Origin of the sequence: Gallibacter intestinalis, from assembly GCF_014982745.1 — a bacterium.
GTDB classification, from domain to species: domain Bacteria; phylum Bacillota; class Clostridia; order Peptostreptococcales; family Anaerovoracaceae; genus Gallibacter; species Gallibacter intestinalis.
This window is the reverse complement of sequence record NZ_JADCKA010000007.1, coordinates 41,312-65,818: the sequence shown is the minus strand read 5'-3', so window position 1 is coordinate 65,818 and position 24,507 is coordinate 41,312. Positions and strand designations below refer to the sequence as shown.

15 protein-coding genes and 3 tRNA genes are annotated in these 24,507 nt (G+C 40.2%); all 18 read left to right on the top strand.

Features of this window, described 5'->3' with window-relative positions:
• Positions 1–2: 2 nt before the first annotated feature.
• The 18 genes from INF20_RS05175 to aspS all read left to right on the top strand — a co-directional run bounded on the left by INF20_RS05175 (position 3) and on the right by aspS (position 24,497).
• Positions 3–1,370, top strand: coding sequence for an aldehyde dehydrogenase family protein (locus INF20_RS05175; RefSeq protein ID WP_226385314.1), 1,368 nt, complete (start codon positions 3–5; stop codon positions 1,368–1,370).
• An 11-nt stretch (positions 1,371–1,381) separates the two neighbouring features.
• Complete coding sequence (locus INF20_RS05170; protein WP_226385313.1) at positions 1,382–3,625, top strand: type IA DNA topoisomerase; 2,244 nt, start codon at positions 1,382–1,384, stop codon at positions 3,623–3,625.
• 63 nt (positions 3,626–3,688) lie between these two features.
• Positions 3,689–6,331, top strand: coding sequence for a DNA polymerase I (gene polA, locus INF20_RS05165; RefSeq protein ID WP_226385312.1), 2,643 nt, complete (start codon positions 3,689–3,691; stop codon positions 6,329–6,331).
• Positions 6,332–6,364: 33 nt separating this feature from the next.
• Positions 6,365–6,958 (top strand): dephospho-CoA kinase, encoded by a 594-nt coding sequence (gene coaE, locus INF20_RS05160; protein WP_226385311.1) that lies wholly within the window; start codon positions 6,365–6,367, stop codon positions 6,956–6,958.
• Complete coding sequence (locus INF20_RS05155) at positions 6,948–8,627, top strand: ABC transporter substrate-binding protein (protein WP_226385310.1); 1,680 nt, start codon at positions 6,948–6,950, stop codon at positions 8,625–8,627. The genes coaE and INF20_RS05155 overlap by 11 nt, the downstream gene beginning before the upstream one ends.
• Positions 8,628–8,686: 59 nt before the next feature.
• Positions 8,687–8,773, top strand: a tRNA-Leu gene (locus tag INF20_RS05150).
• Between the two features lie 151 nt (positions 8,774–8,924).
• Complete coding sequence (locus tag INF20_RS05145) at positions 8,925–9,506, top strand: helix-turn-helix domain-containing protein (protein WP_226385309.1); 582 nt, start codon at positions 8,925–8,927, stop codon at positions 9,504–9,506.
• Positions 9,496–10,221 (top strand): DUF6036 family nucleotidyltransferase, encoded by a 726-nt coding sequence (locus INF20_RS05140; RefSeq protein ID WP_226385308.1) that lies wholly within the window; start codon positions 9,496–9,498, stop codon positions 10,219–10,221. Before INF20_RS05145 ends, INF20_RS05140 begins: the two co-directional genes overlap by 11 nt.
• Positions 10,222–10,264: 43 nt before the next feature.
• Positions 10,265–10,340, top strand: a tRNA-Ala gene (locus INF20_RS05135).
• Between the two features lie 45 nt (positions 10,341–10,385).
• Positions 10,386–14,138 carry an efflux RND transporter permease subunit gene (locus INF20_RS05130; protein WP_226385307.1) on the top strand — a complete coding sequence of 1,251 codons (3,753 nt, stop codon included), beginning with the start codon at positions 10,386–10,388 and terminating at the stop codon, positions 14,136–14,138.
• A gap of 19 nt (positions 14,139–14,157) precedes the next feature.
• Positions 14,158–14,244: transfer RNA gene (locus INF20_RS05125), tRNA-Leu, on the top strand.
• Between the two features lie 54 nt (positions 14,245–14,298).
• A complete protein-coding gene (yajC, locus tag INF20_RS05120) occupies positions 14,299–14,835 on the top strand; it encodes a preprotein translocase subunit YajC (protein WP_226385306.1) in 537 nt (178 codons plus the stop codon).
• Positions 14,836–14,938: 103 nt separating this feature from the next.
• Complete coding sequence (gene secD, locus INF20_RS05115; protein WP_226385305.1) at positions 14,939–17,197, top strand: protein translocase subunit SecD; 2,259 nt, start codon at positions 14,939–14,941, stop codon at positions 17,195–17,197.
• Complete coding sequence (locus INF20_RS05110; RefSeq protein WP_226385304.1) at positions 17,198–19,384, top strand: RelA/SpoT family protein; 2,187 nt, start codon at positions 17,198–17,200, stop codon at positions 19,382–19,384. It abuts the gene before it with no gap.
• Between the two features lie 35 nt (positions 19,385–19,419).
• Positions 19,420–20,034: an MBL fold metallo-hydrolase gene (locus INF20_RS05105; RefSeq protein ID WP_226385303.1), complete on the top strand. Its 615-nt coding sequence runs from the start codon at positions 19,420–19,422 to the stop codon at positions 20,032–20,034.
• Positions 20,027–21,457, top strand: a complete 1,431-nt coding sequence (gene hemZ, locus INF20_RS05100; RefSeq protein WP_226385302.1) for a coproporphyrinogen dehydrogenase HemZ — start codon at positions 20,027–20,029, stop codon at positions 21,455–21,457. The genes INF20_RS05105 and hemZ overlap by 8 nt, the downstream gene beginning before the upstream one ends.
• On the top strand, positions 21,451–22,704 hold the full coding sequence (gene hisS / locus INF20_RS05095; protein WP_226385301.1) for a histidine--tRNA ligase: 1,254 nt from the start codon (positions 21,451–21,453) through the stop codon (positions 22,702–22,704). Before hemZ ends, hisS begins: the two co-directional genes overlap by 7 nt.
• 20 nt (positions 22,705–22,724) lie before the next feature.
• Entirely contained in the window at positions 22,725–24,497 is a 1,773-nt protein-coding gene (aspS, locus tag INF20_RS05090) for an aspartate--tRNA ligase (protein WP_226385300.1), read from the top strand.
• Positions 24,498–24,507 lie beyond the last annotated feature (10 nt).

Sequence of the window (24,507 nt, the reverse complement as noted above, 5' to 3'; positions counted from 1 at the left end):
TTATGTGTAAGACAGCCGGAGAGATAATATCATCCCAGAAAAAATATCTAATGACGGGAGGCTTTTCCAACATTAACCGTAGGGAAAGAAGATTAAAGGAACTGCTAGTCTCTGTAAACGACCATGAAAGTGAAATTGCAGATGCTTTAAAAAAGGACTTGGGTAAATCAGATATGGAAGCTCTGATGACTGAAATAGCTCCTGTAAAGGAAGAAATACGGTTTATGCTATCTAAACTAAAGAGTTTTCAGAAGCCTAAAAAGGTAAAAACTCCGTTTACTCATTTTCCGGCATCTTCATATGTATTAAGAGAGCCTTATGGCTCGATTCTTATAATATCACCATGGAACTATCCCTTTCAGTTGACTATGATGCCTCTTGTAGGTGCAATAGCAGCGGGAAATTGTGCAGTTATAAAGCCTTCAAGGAAATCGCCGAACACATCAAGTATTATCGCTAGAATTATTGAAGACGTCTTCGATGAAAAAGAAGTCTTTGTTGCTGATGAAGATCTGAGCCATGATGAGCTTATGGCAGGGCACCCGGATATGATATTTTTTACTGGAAGTGCAAAGACCGGACGTCATGTTATGGAAATGGCTTCCAAGGATTTAATTCCCGTTGTCTTGGAGCTGGGAGGTAAAAGTCCGTGCATAGTTGATGAAACTGCAGATATAGAACTGGCGGCAAGACGAATTGCATGGGGTAAATGCATAAACGCTGGACAGACATGCGTTGCGCCAGATTATGTGTTAGCAGACAGAAAAATTTACGGACTGTTGGCAGAACGCATATATTCCTATGTAAAAGCCATGTATGGGGATGCTGTAGAAAATGAAGATTATCCTAAAATAATAAACAGAGAAAGCTTTATAAGGCTTACAGGATATATTGACAGTGGCAACGCAGTTTACGGAGGAAGGTATGATGAAGAAAGCCTTCGTATTGAGCCTACTGTTTTGTTGGATGTAAAAGATGGAGATCCTGTTATGCAGGAGGAAATATTCGGGCCAGTGCTTCCGATTATTCCCTTTGATAATCTCGGACAGGCTGTGTTAAATATCATGCAAAGACCAAGACCTCTTGCTTTATACATGTTCACTAAGGATATGAAGACGGCTAAAAGAATATGCAGTAATGTAGCCTTTGGAGGAGGATGTATAAACGATACTATTATGCATGTTGCAGCAAACAGCCTGCCATTTGGAGGTACAGGAGATTCAGGCATGGGTAGTTATCATGGTAGATATAGCCTTGAGACTTTCTCAAGACCTAAAGGTATAGAAAAGGGTAGACGACCGGATTTTGGTTTTAGGTATCCCCCTTATACAAATGGTAAAAGAAAACTTTTAAAATTGTTTTTAAGATAAAAGGTAAGACATTGAAAAAACTCATAATAGCAGAAAAGCCGTCGGTGGCGGGAAATATAGCAGAGGCCACAGGCGGAGGTAAAAGAGAAAACGGATATATAGAAGGTGACCATTACATCATAACATGGGTGTTCGGTCACCTGCTTCAGTTATACGACGCCGTAGATTATGATGAAAAAATGGCAGGCTCTTGGAAAATGGAAAACTTCCCGTTTATTCCAAAGGACTTCATGTACAAAATAAAGACAGAAAACGAGAACAGAAAGAAAACCGATGAGGGAGCCCGCCGCCAGCTGGACACCATAAAAAAGCTTATGGACAGAGATGATGTGGGAGAAATTGTATCTGCAACTGACTGGGATCGGGAAGGTCAGATAATTGCAGATGAGATTTTTAAGTACATTAAAACAGACAAAAAAATCAACAGGCTTCTTTTAAATGAATGGACAAGGGATGAAGTATCTGCAGGCTTGGACAATCTTAAACCCAATACAGAAATGGAGTCTTTAAGCGATGCAGGATTTGGCCGTCAGACTGCTGATTGGCTTATAGGAATAAATCTTACATCAGTGGCTACGGTAAAGTATGCCAATATGGGATATGACGCGCTGTTGAATGTGGGCAGAGTGCTCATGCCGACCCTTAAAATAATATACGACAGGGATATGGAAATAGAAAAATTTGAAAGTAGTAAATATTATAAGGTACTGCTTACCCTGGAAAACGAAAAAGGTGAGACCTTTGAAGGGACATTCTATAGACCTGTGGAGACTGGAGAAACAGAGGACAGCGATGATGGTGAAAGTAGCGACGGTAAAACAAAAAGAAGTGAAAAGTTTACCGATAAGGAAGAGGCAGATAAAATCCTTGAGGCTTTAACTGGAGAGAAGGTAAGAGTTACTGAAAAGGATGTTGATACTAAAAGGGAAAATCCTCCGTATCTGTTTAATCTTTCAAATCTTCAGGGATACATAACCGGAAGATATAACGGTTGGACAGCTGATAAGGTACTTAAGGTCGCACAGGATCTTTATGAAAAGAAATATATAACGTATCCGAGAACGGCCAGCAGCGTTCTTGATGAGAGTCTTAAGGATAAGGCAAGAAAGGTTTTGGCGACGGTTGGAAAAGGTACACCATTTGAATCGGAGCTTAAGTTTAAGGACACTAAGAGAATATTTGATAGCAGTAAAGTTGAATCCCACAGCGCCATTATGCCGACATATGTTCTTCCACAAAAATTAAGTGAAGAGGAAAGACAGGTATATGAAGCGGTTAAAAATAGATTTTTAGCTCAGTTTCTGCCCCAGGCGGTCAGTGAGGAAACAAGACTTGAAATAAAACCAAGAGAAGAGATTATACAAAAATCTGAGATTATGGACTCTGAAGATGTGATTATTGTCAGAGGTAAAGTGCAGAAAGTGGAAGGCTTCCGTCAGGCGGAAAAGATCCAGTCAAAGGATACTGTGCTGCCAGATGTGGAAAAGGGCGAGATTCTTACTGTAAAGGACGGTAAAGTCAGCGAAGTTGTAAAAAAGCCGCCTAAACACCATACGGAAAAAACACTGCTTAAGGTAATGGAAACCTGCGGAAAAAGTGTGGACCCTGAACAGGAAGAGGATTCAGAGGAAATGATGATGTCCATTTTAAGCGGATTTTCCATAGGCACTCCGGCAACGAGAGCTGAAACGATAAAAAAACTTAAAATCGCCGGATACATTACAACAAAAAACAGGTCATTAAGGTGTACTAATATGGGAAAGATGATGGTTGAGACCTTTCCCGTAAGAGAACTATTTGACCTGGATTATACGGGAAGGCTTGAGAAAACTCTTGCGGATATAGAAAGAGGAAAGTTTAAAAGAAGCGAATTTATGTCCTTTATAAAGGGTTTTGTTGCGGATTCCGTTGAAAAGATAAAGGGTGATAAAACCTTTGGAGGAACGGTTAAGATTCCTGAGGATGCCCATGTGGTTGGCAAATGTCCTGAATGTGGTAACCCAGTAGTGGAAACTGAAAAGGCATTTGGCTGTAGCAACTGGAGAAACGGATGTGGCTTCACTGTATGGAAGGACGATAAATATATTCAGTCCTTTGGGAAAAAGGTAACGCCTAAAATGGTGGAGCTGTTACTTGAAAACGGCAAGGTTGGATTTAACGGCCTTATAAGCAAAAAAGGTAATCGCTTCAGTGCATATTTCATATATGAAAAGGGTGAAGACGGAAGATACCACTGGAGGATGGAATTTATATAAGTTAATTGTAACTTTAACAGCCGCAGTTTGTGTTTTAAATACATTTCTGCTAAAATTATTTTCATGAAAAACAGTAAAGAATTAATTGTAATAATAGACGGAAACAGTCTGATAAATAGAGCATATTACGCCATGCAGCGTCCCATGATAACAAAGGACGGCATGTATACTCAAGGTATATACGGTTTTTTAAATATGCTTGAAAAAATAAAAAAAGACTACGACCCTGATTATATGGTCGTGGCTTTTGATGTAAAGGCTCCTACATTTAGGCATAAGCAGTATGAGGAATATAAGGCGGGCAGAAGGAAAATGCCTCCGGAATTGGCTATGCAGATTCCTGTACTTAAGGAAGTATTGGATGCCATGAATATAGGAATGATTGAAATGGAAGGCTTTGAAGCCGATGACCTTATTGGTACCATTTCAAAAAGGGCAGAGGAGCAGGATAAAAGGGTCCTTATTATTACAGGTGATAAGGATGCTCTGCAGCTGGCAGGAGACAATACGGGAGTTCTTATAACAAGAAAGGGAATTTCGCAGTTTGATCTTTACGACAGAAAGGCTTTTGTTGAAAAATACGGCTTTGAACCAATTAATTTTATTGATTGCAAAGCTTTAATGGGCGATCAATCAGATAACATTCCGGGAGTTCCGGGTATCGGAGAAAAGGGAGCGACAAAGCTTATTTGCCAGTATGCAACCATTGAAGAAATATACGAAAAAATCGATGAAGTGGAGCCAAATGGTACCAGAACAAAGCTGATGGACAATTACAGCATTGCCTTTATGAGCAAAAGACTGGCCACCATAAACAGGAATGTGCCTATAGAAACTGATTTTGAAAAGTACAGATGTGTTGAGGCAGATTATGCCAAACTGATAGAAATATATAAAAGACTTGAATTCAACAGTTTCCTTAAAAGGCTTGATATACCTCAGGAACAGTCAAAAAATCAAGAACTTGAGACATATAAAGTTAAGGTTATAGGCAGGGATATATCCGAAGATGATTTTCTTAAAGAAATTACAGGAAAAGAGCCTGTGGGCCTTAGGATATATTCTGACCACAGCCATATGAAAGCTCCTGAACTTGATGCCTTTGCCATATTTGCAGGAAATACTGTTTTTTGCGGACATGATTTCAGTGCTTTAGTAAAATTGGCAGATAGAATTGATGAAACAAAGACCTATATTTACGGACATGGCATTAAAAATGAGATATATGACCTTATGCATATCAAAGATATGAAGTTTTTTGTTTCCTTTGATACGGAAATTGCTGGCTATGTATTGGAACCGTCTGCAAGCGACCACAGCCTTGAAACCATGGCAGCCGAAGAGCTGGGTGTTTCCATGAAACAGGAAAATGAAGGCCAGATTGGTATGTTCGAAGATTTCGAAGAAAGTATTGAAGATATGGCTTCTTTGGAATTTGCAGTCATCAATCGACTTATGGAAATACAGAAGGAAAGACTAAAAGCTGAAGAACTTACAGAGGTATTTGAAGATGCAGAGCTTCCTTTAATTGAGGTTATGGCCTCAATGGAAAAGGTTGGCTTTACACTGGATCAGTCATACCTTAAGAAGCTTGGAGATGAATTTGCTAAAAGAGAGGCTGAGCTTACAGAGAGAATATATCAGCTAGCGGGTGAGGAGTTTAACATTAAATCGCCGGCTCAGCTAGGACCTATACTCTTTGAAAAGCTTGGTTTAAAACCGGCAAAGAAAACAAAGCGTGGCTATGCTACTGGCGCTGAAGTGCTGGAAAAGGTTAAGGACAAGCATGAGATTGTACCTTTGATTTTGGAATATAGAAAACTTACAAAGCTTTCTGGAACATATGTAGACGGACTTTTGCCTATGGTGGCAGAGGACGGAAGAATTCATGCAGCATTTAATCAGACGGTAACCGCAACAGGAAGGATATCCAGTTCCTCGCCGAACATGCAAAATATTCCTATAAGGGAAGAACCAGGCAGGCTTATCAGGGGAGCCTTTGTTCCTGCTAATGAAAACTATGTATTGGTGGGTGCCGATTATTCTCAGATAGAGTTAAGAGTTCTTGCACATATGAGCGGAGACGAGGCTTTGATAGATTCATTTAACAGAGGTCTTGACATTCATAGAGCAACAGCCTCCAGAGTAATGGGTATTCCGGAGGATGAGATAACTTCTCAGCAGAGAAGCGATGCTAAAGCGGTTAATTTCGGAGTGATATACGGTATGAGTTCCTTTGGCTTAAGTTCGGAACTGGGAATCACAAGGAAGGATGCTGAGAAATACATTAGCGATTACTTTGAAAAGCACATTGCCGTAAAGGAATTTATGGATGAGCAGGTACGCTATTGCAAGGAACATGGGTATGTCAAGACAATTCTCGGAAGGAAGCGTCATATTAAGGAAATAAATGCTTCGGCATATATGGTAAGACAGCTTGGCGAAAGGCTTGCCATGAATACACCTATCCAGGGCAGCGCAGCAGATATAATAAAGCTTGCGATGATAAGGGTATATAACGCTTTAAGAGGCATGAAATCAAAACTTCTTTTGCAGGTGCACGACGAGCTTATAATTGAAACCAGCAGAGATGAGCTTGATCAGGTTAAGGAAATTCTTAGAGATAGCATGGAAAATGCCATGAAGCTGGCGGTAAAACTCGTTGTGGATTTAAATACCGGAGAAAACTGGCTGGATTTAAAGTAATCTTAGAGGTGTATTAGTCAGAAGGGATAGCTAATGAAAATCATAGGTTTAACCGGGGGAATAGGTAGCGGCAAAAGCACCGTCTCCTCATACCTCCGAGATAAGGGATACAAAATAAGCGATGCAGATTTGATTGCCCATCAGATAACTGAGCCGGGCATGGAAACTCTAAATGAACTGGTGAAAGCCTTTGGAGATGATATTTTAGATGATGAAGGAAGGCTAAAAAGAAAGTATCTTGCTTCCATAGCATTTACAAATGCAGAAAATGAAAAAACACTCAATGCCATTACTCATAAAGGTATAAAAAGACAGCTTGAAGCGGAAATAGAAGCTAACCGACAAAAGGGCGAAAGAATAATGTTTTTGGAAGGACCTATATTGTTTGAAGCGGGAGTGGATAAGTGGTGTGATGCCACATGGCTCGTAATTGCTGATATGGAGCAGCGATTAAAAAGAGTTATGGAGAGGGATAATGTCACTGAAGAACAGGTGAAGCAGAGAATTGCATGTCAGATGTCTGACGAAGAAAAGATTGCACTGGCCGATGAGGTCATAGATAATTCCGGAGATAAAAAAGAGCTGTTAAATAAGGTTGATGGACTTTTAAGGAAATATGAAGATTAAATTAATAGATAGTATAAAAAATCTCAGAAAAGATACCATAAGAAAAATAGTACTGCTTATAGCTGTAATCGTTTTTGCATGCGTATGGATTTTTTACGAGTGCTCCAAAAGCGAAGATGTAAACGATGCTCTTACGGATGTGAAGATTGTGGATAACGAGGTAAAACAGGTGGAATTATATATGTACACCGTTGAAACCTTAAATCCGCTTATAGCCACAGATGAAAATATGGTGTATATAAATAAGCTGATGTACAGCTCTCTCTTTGATTTTGATGAAAATCTAACACCTGTGGGAGATCTTGCGGAAAGCTATGGCTTTGGGGGAGATACTCTAACGATAAAACTTAAAAGTGCGACATTTTCCGATGGAGTGCAAGTAGACGCAGAAGATATAGAATTTACGGTAAATGCCATTAAAAGGATTGGAACAACAAGTCCGTACTATACTAAGGCGAGCAAAATCAAATCTGTAAGTGGCAGCGGTACAGAGGTAAAGATAAAGTTTGAAGATGAAAATGATATGTCATTAAGCTATCTGTCATTTCCGATAGTAGCTTCTCATAAGTATGACAGCGCAAGGGATTTTGCAAAAGCGATAAAGAATTATAAACCTCTAGGCAGCGGCATGTATGTATGCTCTTCATATGAAGCGGGAAAGGAAATGCTCCTGGATATAAACGACAGCTATTACGGCACAAAACCGGAAAGCACCGTTAGAATAAATGTGGTAAAAAAGGATAGCTCTCTTTCAAAGCTTGTGGAAACTAGCAATATAACAGTGCTTTATGATAAGTCCCTTATGAGAAAAACTTCTGTTACAAAAAAGGATATACAGATTCACGATATCATAGGAAATCAGGTGGAATTTGTTGGGTTTAATTCAAACAACAGCTTTCTTTCCAATGCCAATGTGAGAAAAGCCATTATTTATGGTATAGACAGTAATGATATTCTGGAAGAATGCTATTACGGAAGCGCAGTCAGCAGCGACAGTATCTATTATCCGGAATACTTGGGAACAGAAAAAGTAAAGGGTTATTCCTTTGATGTTGAAAAAGCTGCAAAACTGTTAAAGGACGAAGGACTTAAAGACAGAAACGACGACGGAATTATAGATAGTGAGGACGGCGCAAGCTTTTCTGTTAAAATTTTAGTTGATGAAACTAACAGAGAAAGGACTGACGCTGCCGAGAGAATAGCAGAAAGCCTTTCAAATCTCGGAATTGATGCAACGGTTGATAAGAAAAGCACTGAAGCATATATGGCAGCCCTTAAATCAGGAAATTATGATATATATGTAGGAGGAATGTCCACCGATGAAAGCATGGATTTCAGAAGCTTGTTGAAAACAGGAGGCGAAAACAATTATACCGGATACTCCAATACTGAGCTTGACAATAAATTGGATGAATTTATGAGCGGTAAAACTCCTGAAGAAACTGCCACAATTTTAGATGAAATTAAAAAAATTTTAAAAGAAGATAATTATTACTATTGCATTGGGTACCAGACTTGTGGTATTCTAGAGTCACCGGTATTTCAGGGCGAAATAAAATCCACTTTTAGCAATCCGTATCGAGGCATAGAGACATGGTACTGTGTCTATGAAAAAAGGGAAGCTGATGATAACGATGTGGAAACGCCACCTTCTGAAAACGGTAACTGACAATTGATATCCGAGCCTCGGGTTTCAACCCTTGGAACTTGAGGCTTGCTGATAAATATGCGGCTGTGGCGGAACAGGCAGACGCGCTGTCTTGAGGGGGCAGTAAGGATTCCCTTGTGCGAGTTCGAATCTCGCCAGCCGCACCATTAAACTCGTTGAAATTTCAACGAGTTTTTGCTTTTGTGGACTAAAATGGTGGCAAAATGGTGGCAAAAATTATTTTGAAGTAAGAAACAGAAATGATATAGTTGCGCATATAACGGTATACCATTATAATTAGTGTAGGAGGGATGAAATATGAACCTGAACACTTTATTGGAAGAACACAACATAACAAAATATCGTTTATCCAAAGATGGTAGTATTCCATACAGCACCATAGCAGATATATGTTGTGGTAAAACTAAAATTGAAAAATGCTCTGCAGAAACAATATATAAAATATCTAAAGTGCTTAATTGTACTATGGAAGATCTCATTAAAGACGCTTTTATAACTGAAAGTGAATATAGAACATCATTTTCAGTATTTAAAAGTAATGTTTGTCATGCAGTAAAAGATTTGGGTGATATAGAATTTTTAATTAGAGTTCTTGAAAACGACGAGATTACTAAGTTATATAAAAAAGAATGGTATCCTGAAACTTTATATTTACTTGCTATGGTAGATTATTTATCTCGCATTAACAATATTCCATTATGTAACAAGTATGACAATATTAGATGCTATCAATTAGATGAAATTGTTTATCCCGAAAGCGTATTATTAAAAGCACAAATTAGAAACGACAATACTATTCTTGAGCAATATAAAGAAAATAGCATACCTGAGTTTTTGTCGCATAACATAGTGGAGGGAAATGTAAGAGATGCAGTCTAATAATAGATTTACAAAAGAAAATATAGATATGTATTTAAAAGAATTAGGCAAAGAATATCGCAAGTTGAATGGTAAAAATACTCCTGCAGAGATTATTCTTATTGGTGGTGCTTCAATTCTCATAAATTATGATTTTAGAGATATGACTTATGATATTGATGGACTATTACAAGCCTCTTCGGCAATAAAAGATGCTATCAATAATGTTGGCAATAAATACGATTTACCGAGAAAATGGCTTAATGAAGATTTTAAGAATACAACATCATATACACCAAGAATTGTTAGATATTCAAAATATTATCGCACTTTTTCAAATATATTAACCGTTAGAACTGTTTCAGCTGAATATTTAATTGCTATGAAACTGGTTGCTGGAAGAGAATATAAACATGACCTTTCAGATATTATTGGTATTTTAAAGAATGAAGCAGCAAAAGGTAATATCATCACATGGGATAATATAAATAGAGCTGTTTGCGATTTGTATGATGGATGGGACATTATTTCTGAGTCTGTTAAACAGGATATTGAGTTCATAATTAAATCTGAAGATTTGGATAGTTTATATGAGCAAAACAAGGAAAATGAAGCTGAAAACAGCAGAAGATTGCTAAAATTAAATCAAGATTATCCTGGCGCTATAACAAATGATAATATTGAAGAAGTTTTAAAACAATTAAACAAACAGAAAAAGAATCCAAATGATTTTTAATTATTTAAAAAACGAAAGCGATATGATATACTGTTCCCGATATGGGGTATTAGCGCAGCTGGGAGCGCACCACACTGGCAGTGTGGGGGTCAGGGGTTCGAATCCCCTATGCTCCACCATTAAAACGGCTGATTTCAGCCGTTTTATTCATTATAGGAGGTAATATGCTGACAAAACAAAGCGTTAAAAAACCGTTTACCGTGCTGGTGGCGGTTATCATGATAATAGTTTTCGGTGTGGTTTCATTTACTAGGATGACACCAGATCTTTTTCCAAAGATAGATTTGCCATATGTTGCTGTGTTTACAACATATCCTGGAGCTTCGTCCCAGGAAGTTGAAAAGACTGTAACTCAGCCCCTTGAGCAGCAGATGGCTTCTTTGGAAAACCTAAAGAATATATCCTCTGTTTCACAGGATAATGCATCTATCATATTGCTTGAGTTTGAACAGGATGCGGAGCTAGATACGGTTTCGGTGGATATTCGTGATAAGATTGACCTTTCCAAAAGCGGATGGGATGATACTGTGCAAACTCCTGTAATCATGAAGCTCAATCCTTCCATGATACCGACAACTGTTGCTGCTGTTTCAGTAAAGGGCAGCAGTACTGAAGAAACATCGGCATTGCTTTCCGAAGAACTTTTAAGAAAGCTGGAGGGCACAGAAGGAGTCGCATCGGTAACCACTGCGGGGCTTGTGGAAAATTCGGTATATGTAAGCCTTGATGAAAAGAAGATTGATGAGATTAACGAAAAGATTCAAGATGCTGTCAGTGAGAGCTTTGCAGATGCCAAGCAGAGTGTAAACAATCAGATTACGGCGGCAAATGACAGCATTGCACAGCTTGAAGCTGCCAAGGGCACCATAAAGAGCAGCCAAGATATGCTGGCTGAAAACAGTCAGAGTGTTAAGGATGTAATAAAATCTCTTAAAACCCTTGCCATGACAAAGGAAGGCCTCGAAAGTGCTAATGAGACATTAAAAACTCAGATTGCATCGCAGCTGCCAGAGGGTGCAACGGAAGAAGAAATAAATGCAGCCTGTGAAGGAAACAATGTATATAAGGCTAATGTCCAGGCTATAGCCGCTGCAAAGAAGGCTATGGATGGTATAACAGAGCAGCTTGCACCCTTTTCGGAATTTCTTTCCCAGATGGGTATTGATGTAAATAAGCTTAATACACTGGATGAAGTGACTAAGGCGGAAAGCAGTCTTAATGAAAATCTGCAAAAAACCGAAAATAGCTTAAACAACGGTATGGCTGAGATAGCAGGCAACAGCGCGCTGCTAAACTCGGCGAACATGCAGTTACAGTCGTCTTTATCGCAGATAGCTCTTCAGGAGGCATCAGGAAAGGCATCAGCATCTCAGATAAGCAGTTACCTAACGCCGGAGGGAATATCATCCCTTATAACGGCTCAAAATTTTGAAATGCCGGCAGGTTATATATCTGAGGATGGTCAGGATGTTATTGTTACCGTAGGCGATAAGATTGATTCCCCAGATGAATTGAAAAATACTGTGCTTCTGGATTTGGGTATAGATGGTGTTGAGCCTATTACACTTGCTGATGTGGCTGCCGTGACATATATGGCAGATGGAGAAAAGACTTACTCAAAGATCAACGGCGAAGACGGGATAATGCTGGTGTTCAGCAAGCAGTCTGATTACGGCACAACTGAAGTGGCTGAAAATGTAAAGGACAGATTTGATGAGCTTTCTGGCGAATATGACGGGTTGGAGTTTTCTGTTCTTTCGGATCAGGGAGATTATATTAACATAGCGATAGATTCGGTACTGGAAAGTCTGGTACTGGGAGGTCTATTTGCTATACTTGTACTGTTTTTCTTCTTGAGAGATTTTAAACCGACAATCATAACTGCTCTAAGCATACCTATTAGTATAACCTTTGCAATAGTCCTTATGTATTTTACAGGGGTTACACTTAACATAATCTCTCTGGCAGGACTTGCCGTGGGTACAGGTATGTTGGTGGATAATTCCATTGTGGTTATTGAAAACATATATAGACTCAGAAGTTTGGGCTACAGTAAAATTAAAGCTGCTGTGTCGGGAGCAGCACAGGTGGCAGGAGCAATCACCGCCTCAACCCTTACAACTGTATGTGTGTTCTTGCCGATAGTTTTCGTTGACGGAATTACTAAAACGGTATTTGTCGACATGGCACTGACGGTGACATATTCCCTTATGGCCAGTCTCATTGTCGCTTTGACCTTGGTACCGACAATGGGAAGTACAATTCTCGGAAATATAAAGAAAGTCACAGTGATGGGGCCTGAAAGCAAAACTGTAGATAAGTACAGAAGCTTGGCTGAAAAGGCTTTAAATCATAAGGCTGTTGTACTAGTGGCAGTTGTGGTATTACTTGTAGCAACCACCGGACTGACTCTTTCAAAGGGCTTTGAGTTCATACCGGATATGTCAACACCTCAGGTTTCTGCAACTGTACAGATGCCAGAAGAGGCGTCCGATGATGATTGCGTCAGAACATATGATGAAATATCGGAAAAGGTTTCGGAAATCGACGGAGTATCTACGGTGGGAGCTACACTTTCATCTAATACGGCGTCCTTAATGGGACTTGGAGGAACATCTTCAGGAGATATGAAAAACGCAACCTTCTATGTTCTTTTAGATGAGGATAAAATTAAAAACGGCGATAAGGTTGCCGATGTTTTGTCAAAGATTGGAGAAGAAAATGGAGCTGAGGTTTCGGTTTCATCAACTGCAGATATGTCCGCTATGATGGGAGGAGGCGGCATCAGCATCAGACTGGAAGGCGACGATTTGAACGATCTCAGAAGTGCTGCCATTAAAGTGCAAAATGCACTCGGGGATATTGAAGGCGTAAGCGAGGTTTCTGATGTTAACGAAAATTCATCCTCAGAGATAAAGGTTATCATCGACAGAGAAAAGGCTATGAAACACGGCCTTACCGTTGCACAGGTTTATACTCAGATAAGCTCAAAGCTGTCTGGGGAAAGCGAAGCTACAGGTATTGAATACGAAGGTAGCGAAAGAAGTGTTATAGTAAGCTCTGATGCAGCTGATGATAAGATGAGCCAAAATCAGCTTATGAATATGGAGATATCTGCCGGAACATCAAGTACTACCGGTGCTTCAGCGGGAAGCGGTGAGTCTGTAAAGTTAAAAGATATTGCCAATGTGCAAAAGGATAAGACCCTTGATACTATAACCAGGACAGATCAGAAAAGGGCGCAGACTGTAACGGCATCTGTCGATGAGGGATATAATATTACCTTAACTACAGATAAGGCTGAGGCTGCTGTTGAAAAGCTTGAGCTTCCTGAAAGCGTAAATGTGGTAATAGAAGGAGAAAACGAGCAGATTATGGATGCCATGGGTCAGCTTGTAAAGATGTTCCTTTTAGGTATATTCTTGATTTATTTGGTTATGGTAGCCCAGTTCCAATCACTGCTTTCACCGTTTATCGTGATGTTTACAATACCTTTAGCTATTACCGGCGCCATGGCAGGACTATTGATTACGGGAAATGTACTAAGCGTCGTTGCCATGGTGGGAATAATCATGCTGATGGGTATAATAGTAAACAATGCCATCGTACTTATAGACTGCATAAACAGATTGAGGGCGGAAGGTATGGATAGAAGAGAATCCATAATAGAAGCAGGAGCTATAAGAATGAGACCTGTGCTTATGACAGCTGCAACTACAATACTTGGTCTTTTGCCTATGGCGGTGGGTACAGGAAGCGGCAGCGAAATGATTCAGCCGGTGGCTGTTGTGTGTATCGGAGGATTGCTTTATGCTACTCTTATGACACTTTTCGTAATCCCTGTAATGTACGATATTCTGGCTAGCAAAAAGACAAAAGTAATTTCTGAAGATGAGTTGACTATAACCTTAGAATAGTATAGAATTATGCTGTTACGCCGGCGTGATGGAATTGGCAGACGTGCAGGACTCAAAATCCTGTGGTGGTGACACCGTATGGGTTCGACCCCCATCGCCGGCACCAGTTAAATAAAGACGTTGGAAGTGACGGCATATATAATTTAGGAGGAATTATTAAATGGACAACAGAACGATATATTTTCAGATAATACCTTTGATACTTCTTATCGCTCTTATGTACTTCATGCTGATTAGACCTCAGAAGAAGAAGGAAAGAGAAGTTAATGCGATGAGATCTTCCATAAAGGTTGGAGATTCAATTGTAACAATCGGTGGTATCTGCGGTAAGGTAGTAAAGGTAAAGGAAGATTCCATCGTTATTCAGGTGGGAGCGGACAAGGTTAAATTTGAAATGATGAAATGGTCCGTATCACAGATAGTAACTAAGGAACCTAAGCTGTCTAGAGAAGAAAAATCTTCCAGACCTAAAAAGCTTAAGAAGTCTGAACCGGAAAAAGAAGCTATTCTTGATGCTGAAATTGAACCGGTAGAAAAGGAAGAAGCAATTGAAGCCGAAGAGGCAGTTGAAGTTGCTGAAGCGGAAGTAGTCGAAACTGAAACAGTAGAGGCTGTCGAAACAGTTGAAGCCGAAGCTGAAGAAGTAGCTGCTGAAGAAGTTGAAGTAAAGAACGAAGAAAACGCTGAAAACAAGTAAATTAAATGCCTGAAAAGGCCGGTCAATTTGACCGGCCTTGTTGATTTCCTACGGGGAAAATTATATAATAAAATATAATGCAAAAATACTTGAGGTGAATTTGATGAAAGAAAAGCTAAAAAAAATAGTCGCGGTGCTTTTGTTGCTATTAGTGGGTTTTGGCTGGTATGCAACTGTTTTCGGAGTAGGCAGTTTGGCACCTCTCACTGACAAGATTCAGCTCGGCCTTGATATTAAAGGCGGAGTATATGTTGTCATGGAGGCTCAGACAGACAAGGAAGGCGAAGAACTTACTGAACTGATGAATCAGACTCAGCAGGTGATTAGCCGAAGAGTTGACCAGATGGGTATCGCCAATGCTGATGTCAGAGTTGAAGGCGGCAATCGAATAAGAGTTGAACTACCTGGCGTGGAAAATGCTCAGGAAGCCATAGACCAGATAGGCAGAACTGCACAGCTGCAGTTCCTGATGCCTGATGGAGGCTTCGTACTGGATGGAAGCATGGTTCAAAATGCCACTGTGACACAGAGTGGTAGTGAAACAGGCGGTTATGCTGTAAGTCTTGAACTCAAAAGTGAAGGAGCAGATGCCTTTGAGCAGGCAACAGAAAAAGCTTTAAGCGGTACGGTGACCGCAACCATCAAAGATTCATACGGGCAGACAGTCCCAAGTGATTCCATAGTAATAATGCTGGATAACGATGTTATTTCAAGTCCTTCCGTTAACGAGGTTATAAGTGGAGGCAAATGTGAGATAACAGGTAACTTCAGCCAGGAGGAAGCATCCGAGCTGGCAGCATTGATTAGAGGCGGTGCACTTCCAGCTCCTTTGGAAGAAGTATCTTCATCGGTTCAGAGTGCAAAGATCGGACTTGATGCCTTTGATCAGAGCGTAAAGGCCGGCATCATTGGTATCGCTATAATATTTGTGATAATGATTGCAGGATATATGATAATGGGTCTTGCAGCTGATATTGCTCTGGCTATGTATATTCTTATCATATTCATAATCATGGCCCTTGTGGGAAATGTTATAACGCTACCTGGTATAGCTGGTCTGATACTTTCCGTTGGTATGGCCGTGGATGCCAATGTTGTCATATTCACCAGAATCAAGGAAGAAATAATAAGCGGCAAATCAACGAGAGTCGCAGTACAGACAGGATTTAAGAGAGCTATGAGTACAGTAATCGACTCTCAGGTTACAACTCTTATCGCTGCGGTAATACTTTATCAGATAGGAACAAGCTCCGTTAAGGGCTTTGCATGGACACTGATGATTGGTATCATAGTCAGCTTGCTGACTGCTGTGGTTATCACTCATCTGTACCTTGGCATATTAGCCAATACAAGGCGTTTCTCAAAGAAGAAATACTTTGGAATAAAAGAAGACGGAACAGCGATGTTTGCCATAAAGAGGCAGTTCTCTTTCATAAAACACAGGAAAATATATTACACTGTTTCCGTTGTAATTCTCGTTATTGGTCTTGCCTTTGGTCTTGTAAGAGGACTCAACTACGGTATCGACTTTACCGGCGGTACCATGGTCCAGATTGATATGGGCAAGGAAGTAGCCATGGAAGAGGTTGAAGCCGTTTTAAATGACAGAGGTATAGAAGCGGAAGTCGTTTATGCCGGCGAAAATAACGAGCAGATTATGATAAGAACCGTTGATGCCATTGAAAACGATGAAAGAAGCGCTTTAATTGCTGATTTACAGCAAGAGTTCGGATTTGATGACAGCGATATATTGGCACAAGAGTTGTTCGGACCTACGGTAGGTAAAGAGCTGAGAAATAACGCAATAAAGGCGGTGCTTTTAGCAGCTGTAGGTATGCTTATCTATATAAGACTTAGATTTAAAGAATGGAATTTCGGAGCATCCGCAATTTTAGGCGTACTACACGATGTTCTTATAGTGCTGACATTCTATGCGGTATTCAATGTAACTGTAAATAACCCGTTTATTGCAGGTATATTGACGGTAGTCGGATATTCCATAAACGACACCATAGTAATATTTGATAGAATAAGAGAGAACAATCAGCTGATGAGAAAGGACGAGGAGGAAATAATTGATATTTCCATAAATCAGACCTTATCCAGATCCATAATGACTACCTTTACTACTCTGATAGTAATGGTACCGATGTTTATAATGACATCGGCTTCTATGAGGGAGTTTATACTGCCTCTGATGGTAGGTGTAGCGGCAGGATGTCTGTCATCTATATTCATATGCAGCCCGCTGTACTATCAGTTCTCACAGCACAAAAGAAAGACAAGATATCAGAAGACACTTGAGGAAGGCAAAAAGAAGAAAAAGAAAAAATATATAGGCGGAACGGGGAATAAAGAATAAATGCAAAGTAGACAGGAATTTCTGGACGAAATAATCGAACTGAATCCAAAATATGATATTGAACTTATAGGAAGAGCCTATGATGTGGCTGCTAAAATGCATGAGGGGCAGCTGCGAAAATCTGGTGAGCCCTATCTGATACATCCTATGGCAGTAGTTAAAATACTGGCAGAACTTGGCATGGATGAAGATACTCTTGTGGCCGGTTTACTGCACGATGTTGTTGAAGATACGGAATATACAAATGAGCAGCTTAGACAGGAATTCGGAGAGGAAGTTGAGTTGCTTGTGGACGGTGTTACTAAGATAGGCTCCCTACAGTATGAGAACAAAGAGGAAAGACAGGCGGAAACATTAAGAAAAATGTTTTTGGCAATGTCAAAGGATATAAGAGTTCTCATAATTAAGCTGGCCGACAGACTTCACAATCTGCGCACCATAAATTACATGACCCCGAATAAGATTGTGGAAAAATGCAGTGAAACTTTGGATATCTATGCGCCTTTGGCAAGTAGACTTGGTATATATTCCATAAAGTTTGAGCTTGAGGATATATGCATGAGATATCTTTGGCCTGATGAATATCAGGAGCTTACCAATGAAATTCACGAAAAGAAGGAAGAAAGGGAAGCTGACCTTAATAGAATCATAGATGAAGTCAACGAAGCTCTTAAGGATGCTGATATAGATTATGATATTTATGGAAGAACAAAGCATTTTTACAGCATCTTCCGAAAGATGAAATATCAAAACAAGCAGCTTGATGAGATATTTGATCTCATGGCAGTGAGAATAATTGTTGATACGGTAAAGGATTGCTATGCAATATTAGGTATAGTCCATTCCATGTGGACTCCTATTCCGGGAAGATTTAAGGACTACATAGCAATGCCTAAGCCTAATATGTATCAGTCCCTTCACACAACTGTAATCGGTGATACAGGAGATCCTTTTGAAATACAGATAAGAACAAAGGAGATGCACAGAATTGCCGAATACGGTATCGCAGCCCATTGGAAATACAAAGAGGGCGTAAGTGCAGATCAGGAAGAGGTAAAACTTTCCTGGCTCAGACAGTCTCTTGAGTGGCAGAAGGAAATGGATAATCCTAAGGAATTCCTTGAGACCCTTAAAATGGACCTTTTCGAAAACCAGGTATTCGTTTTTACTCCAAAGGGAGATGTAATGGAACTTCCTGCAGGATCAACGCCTTTGGACTTTGCCTTTAAGGTCCATTCGGAAGTCGGTGCAAAGTGCGTCGGTGCCAAGATAAACGGTAAGATGGTAACCATCGACCATAAGCTTGAAAACGGTGATATAGTTGAAATCGTAACATCATCAAATTCCAGCGGACCATCTATAGACTGGCTTAAGATTGTAAAGAGTCCTACAGCTAGAACTAAGATTAGGCAATGGCTTAAAAAAGAAAATAAAACTGACGGCGTGGACAAGGGCAAGATGCTCATGGACAAATATCTCCGTAAGAAGGGATACGAGCCTAAGGATGTATTAAAAAACTCCTTTATATCCAAGTATGTTAAGGATGCGGGATTAAAGGATGCCGATGAGATGTTTCTCAATGTAAGTCCTGGCGGTACTGTTTTAACTAATGTCGCTTCAAAGCTTATTTCCATGTATAACGCTGAGCTTGAAAAGGCTAGCAAGAAGGAAGATAAAAAGCCTGAAGAAATAACTACAGTTAAGACGGCTGGAGGCAAGGGCGGAAAGAAACAGAACAATAAAGGCGTTATAGTAAAGGGAATGGATGGACTTTTAGTGCGTCTTTCCAAGTGCTGCAACCCTGTACCTGGGGATGAAATAATCGGATATATAACTAAAGGAAGAGGCGTATCCGTTCACAGAAAGGACTGCCCTAATATGGTTTCCCTTCCTGAAGAGGAAAAGGAACGCTTTATAGAGGTTGAATGGGAGCAGAATGCCCATGAATCTTATGAGGCGGATATAACTATAATCGCAGAGGATCGTAAAGGTCTCTTTTCTGATATATCAAAGGTATGTGAAAATGCCGGTACGGATATTACAAGCGTAAATGCAAGAGCTGATAAAGACGGTAATGCCACCGTGGCCTTGACAGTTATGATATCCAATATAGGACAAATCGGTAAATTGACCCTTGCTATGAAGAGCATAGAAGGAGTCTATGAAGTATTTAGAAGCAAGGTCTGATAAATTAATTAAATGTTGAGATTGAGAATAGAGATATGAAGATAATAAATATACCTTCCGGACCGCTTATGGTTAACTCATATATAGCATGGGATGAAAAAAGCGGAGACGGATTTATAGTGGATCCAGGCGGATTTAATCCAAGAATGGAAGAAACTATAAATAAAGAAAAAATAAACCTTAAATATGTAATACTTACCCACGGACACGGTGACCACATAGGCGGCGTCAATATCATCAGTGAAAAGTACGATGCAAAAATTGTTGCTGCAGAGGCAGAGGCTCCGATGCTAAAGGATCCGAGAGCCAATATGTCGGCGGATTTTGGAACACCTGTAAGCATAGTTGCTGATATTTCTGTTAAAGACGGAGATACCCTTGATGTGGGCGATATGAGACTTGAATTCATTATGACTCCAGGACACAGCCCTGGAGGAATGTGCATCAGGATAGGAACTGTCCTATTTAGCGGAGATACATTGTTTCAGGCATCTGTGGGAAGAACGGATTTTGCCGGAGGTTCAATGCCGCTTCTGATAAAGAGCATAAAGGAAAAACTGTTTGTGCTTCCTGATGATACCAGAGTATTTCCTGGACATATGGGAGCTACAACAATAGGCTTTGAGAAGGAGAATAACCCTTTTGTATAAGATCCGACTAAAGAATGTGGCAAAGGCCCATCAGTACGAGGAACTGACAAAAATATTTATAAAACCTGAGGAGTTTATCATCGTTCTTGATGAGAAAGATGTAAATGCATCTAATTCAATTTCACAAGAGGAGTTTGATAATAACCGGGAACTTACAGATAAGATCAATAAGAGCTTTGAATTTTCACTGGACGAAAGCAGAGAGCAGCTCGCAAAAGATATGTTCATCGCTTTTAACGAGGAGTTCGGAAAAAGACCGGTATGGGGAACACTGACAGGAATAAGACCTGTAAAATTGTTTGGTGACTTAACGGGTGAAACTGGAAGTCGTGATAAAGCCAAAGCAATTTTAAGAAATCTTTATATGGTATCTGACAGCAAGTCCGAGACTGTTGCAGATATATACGATTATCAGATGAAAACAGCCGGAAAGGCTGAAAAAAACAGTTTAGGTCTTTACATTGGAATTCCATTCTGTCCTACAAGATGTCTGTATTGTTCCTTTACTTCTAACACAGCATCTCAGGATGTTATTGAAAAATATCTTGATGCACTTATTGAAGAGTTGGATTTTGTCGGCGCAGAGATGAAAGACAGAGGACTGTATGCCGAATCTGTTTATATAGGTGGAGGAACACCGACTACACTTACGGCAGAGCAGCTAGACAAACTTCTTTATAAATTGAGGATGAATGTGGATTTAGACAGACTCAAGGAAATTACTTTAGAAGCTGGTAGACCTGATACGGTAACGGAAGATAAGCTTAAAATGGCTGTGAAGTATGGTGTAAACAGGATAAGCATCAATCCACAGACTATGAATGATAATACTCTCAAGCTTATAGGCAGAGCTCATAGGGCAGATGAAACAATAAAGGCCTTTGAGTTGGCACGCGGAGTGGGTGTAAAAGAAATTAATATGGATTTGATAACCGGACTCCCTGGGGAGACCACCGGTGATTTTGCATATACTTTGGATAAGGTGTTGTCTATGTCACCGGAAAATATTACAGTGCATACTCTTGCGGTAAAGAGGGCTTCAAGACTAGCTGAAAAGGATAAAAATTACCATTACCACCATGCTGATGAGGCAGGTGAAATGATGGAATACGCCTATGAAAGGCTTGGAGCAGAAGGATACATACCTTATTATCTTTACAGACAAAAGCACATGACAGGAGCAGGTGAAAATGTCGGTTTTTGTAAAATCGGTACGGAAAACCTGTATAATATAAGGATAATGGACGAACATCAGAGCATTTTGGCTCTTGGTGCAGGAGGCGTTTCAAAGGTGTATTTTCCTGAGGAAAATCGCCTTGAGAGAACTGCCAATGTATCCAACTATGAAATATATATGCAGAGACTGGAAGAAATGAAGGAAAGAAAGCTTAAGAACTTTTTTATGGAGGTAGAAAAATGCTGACTATGGCGCCTAAGGGCACAAAGGACATGATGCCTGAGGAGGCATATAAATGGCAGTATATCGAGAAAGTATTTGCCGATGTATGCGCCAGATACGGATTTTCAGAAGTGAGAACTCCAGTATTTGAGCACACAGAACTGTTTATCCGAGGCGTAGGCGATACTACAGATATAGTGCAAAAAGAAATGTATACCTGGGAACAGGGTAAAAGAAGTTTGACTTTAAGACCGGAAGGAACCTCACCGGTGATGAGATCATATATCGAGCATAAAAAGTACGCAGAACCTCAGCCTGCGAAGTATTATTACAATATTCCGTGCTTCAGATATGAAAAACCTCAATCAGGAAGACTCAGACAATTTCACCAGTTCGGAGTGGAAGTGTTTGGAGCAAAGAGTATGATGGCAGATGCTGAAATTATATCTTTAGCATATGAGTTTTTAAGAGAGCTTGGTATAAAAAATCTGACTTTGGAGATAAATTCCGTTGGATGTCCTGATTGCCGCAAGGAACACAGAGCAGCTTTAAAGGAATTTTTAAAACCAAATTACGATAAGCTGTGTGATACATGCAAGGACAGATATGAAAGAAATCCTATGAGGATTATAGATTGCAAGAGTCCGGAATGTCAGAAGCTGGTGGAAGGTGCACCGATGATGCTGGATTATCTATGCGATGATTGTAAAAAGGATTTTGATGAGCTTCAGGAAAATCTAAAGGCTGCAGGAATACCTTTTGTTGTAAATCCAGGTATCGTAAGAGGTCTTGATTATTACACTAAAACAGCCTTTGAATTTGTTACTGATACCATTGGAGCCCAGGGAACTGTCTGCGGCGGCGGCAGATACGACCACTTAGGTGAAGAACTGGGAGGACCAGAAATTCCGGGAGTGGGATTTGGACTTGGTAAAGAAAGATTGCTTCTTGTGATGGAGGCAAGCGGCATTGAAATTCCGGAAAACAAACCTGTAAATGCGCTTATTGCATATATGGGAGAGGAACCTAAAAGAGCCGCAATAAAACTGGCTGCCGAGCTGAGAAGAAAGGGTCTTGCCATAGAAATCGACTGTATGGAAAGAAACTTCAAAGGACAGTTTAAGCTGGCTGACAGAGTAGGCGCCGAAAATACGGTAATCATCGGTGAAGATGAATTGGCAAGTGGAAAGGTTTCCGTAAAGAAAATGGCCACTTCACAGCAGATAGAAATACCGTTTACACTGGAGGATATCGCAGAGGCGATAAAATAAATTGTTAGGAGAGGATAAAAATGTCAAACATATTCAAAAGAACGCATATGTGCGGGACGCTGGATGCCTCTGATATAGGGGAAAAGGTAGTCTTAAACGGATGGATTGCCAAAAGAAGAAATCTTGGCGGACTTATCTTCTGCGATCTTAGGGATAAAACCGGAATAGTTCAGATAGTATTTGATGATAAGATTCCTGAAGAACTATTTAATATGGCTGATACCTTGAGAAGCGAATATGTTGTCGGAGTTAAGGGAGTTGTCAGAGAAAGACAGTCTGTAAACAAGGAACTTGCAACCGGCGACATCGAAGTATTTGTAAAGGATCTGGTTATATACAATAAGTCGGAAACTCCTCCTATTTACATTAGGGATGACGATAAGGTTGACGACAATCTGAGACTGAAATACAGATATCTTGATTTGAGAAAAAAGAAGATGCAGGAAAATCTGACTTTCAGAAACAAAATAACAAAATGTGCCAGAGACTATTTTTATGACAGCGGTTTTACAGAAGTGGAAACACCGATGCTCGTAAAGCCTACACCGGAAGGCGCAAGAGACTTTCTGGTACCTTCGCGAGTACATCATGAACATTTCTATGCATTACCACAGTCACCTCAGCTGTTTAAGCAGCTTTTGATGGTAGGTGGTACAGACAGATATGTGCAGATCGCTAAATGCTTTAGAGATGAAGACCTCAGAGCGGATAGACAGCCGGAATTTACACAGATTGACCTGGAAATGTCATTTGTGGATCAGGATGATGTCATCGCCGTTAACGAAGGATTTTTAAAGAAACTCTTTAAAGATGTAATGAATATAGATATAAAGCTTCCGCTTCCTAGAATGACCTATGATGAGGCCATGGAAAGATACGGTAGCGATAAGCCGGATGTAAGATTTGGCTTTGAGCTTAAAAAGCTAAATGATATCGTGGCAGGATGTGAGTTCAAAGTATTTACCGATGCCCTTGAGGCGGGTGGAGATGTTCGCGGTATCTGCATAGACGGCGGAGCAGAACTTTATACAAGAAAGAAAATAGACAAGCTTATTGAAGCATGCAAGAGCTATGGTGCAAAGGGCCTTGTGTGGATAAAGGTAGCTGATGATGAAATAAGTTCATCGGTTAACAAATTCTTCTCTCAGGATGAACTTAAGGAAATTGCAGATGTTTTCGGAGCAAAAGCAGGAGATTTGATTCTCATCTGCTCTGACAGACCTAAGGTTGTATTTGATACACTGGGCTTTTTGAGAAGACATATCGCAGGAGAAATGGGACTTTTAGATGATAGTCGTTTTGAACTGCTGTGGGTTGTTGACTTCCCACTCTTTGAAACAGATGACGAAACAGGAGAGCTGAGCCCTATGCATCATCCGTTCACTTCTCCTAAAGCGGAAGATATACCGATGCTGGATACTGAGCCTGAAAAGGTTAAAGCCAATGCCTATGATATTGTTCTAAACGGTGTAGAACTGGGCGGAGGTTCCATAAGGATTCATGACCAAGAACTGCAGACAAAGATGTTTAAGATACTGGGAATAACCGATGAAGAGATAAAAGAAAAATTCGGATTCCTGGTAGAAGCATTTAAGTACGGTGCACCACCTCACGGCGGTCTTGCCTATGGTCTTGACAGAATGGTGATGCTTTTGGCAGGGGAAAGCAGCATAAGGGAAGTTATGGCATTTCCTAAAAACCAGGCGGCTCAGTGTATGGTATCCGAAGCACCAGGTGCGGTTACCGATGAGCAGTTGGCAGAGCTTGGACTTAAGAGAGGCTCTGCAAAATAAGGCGGCATCT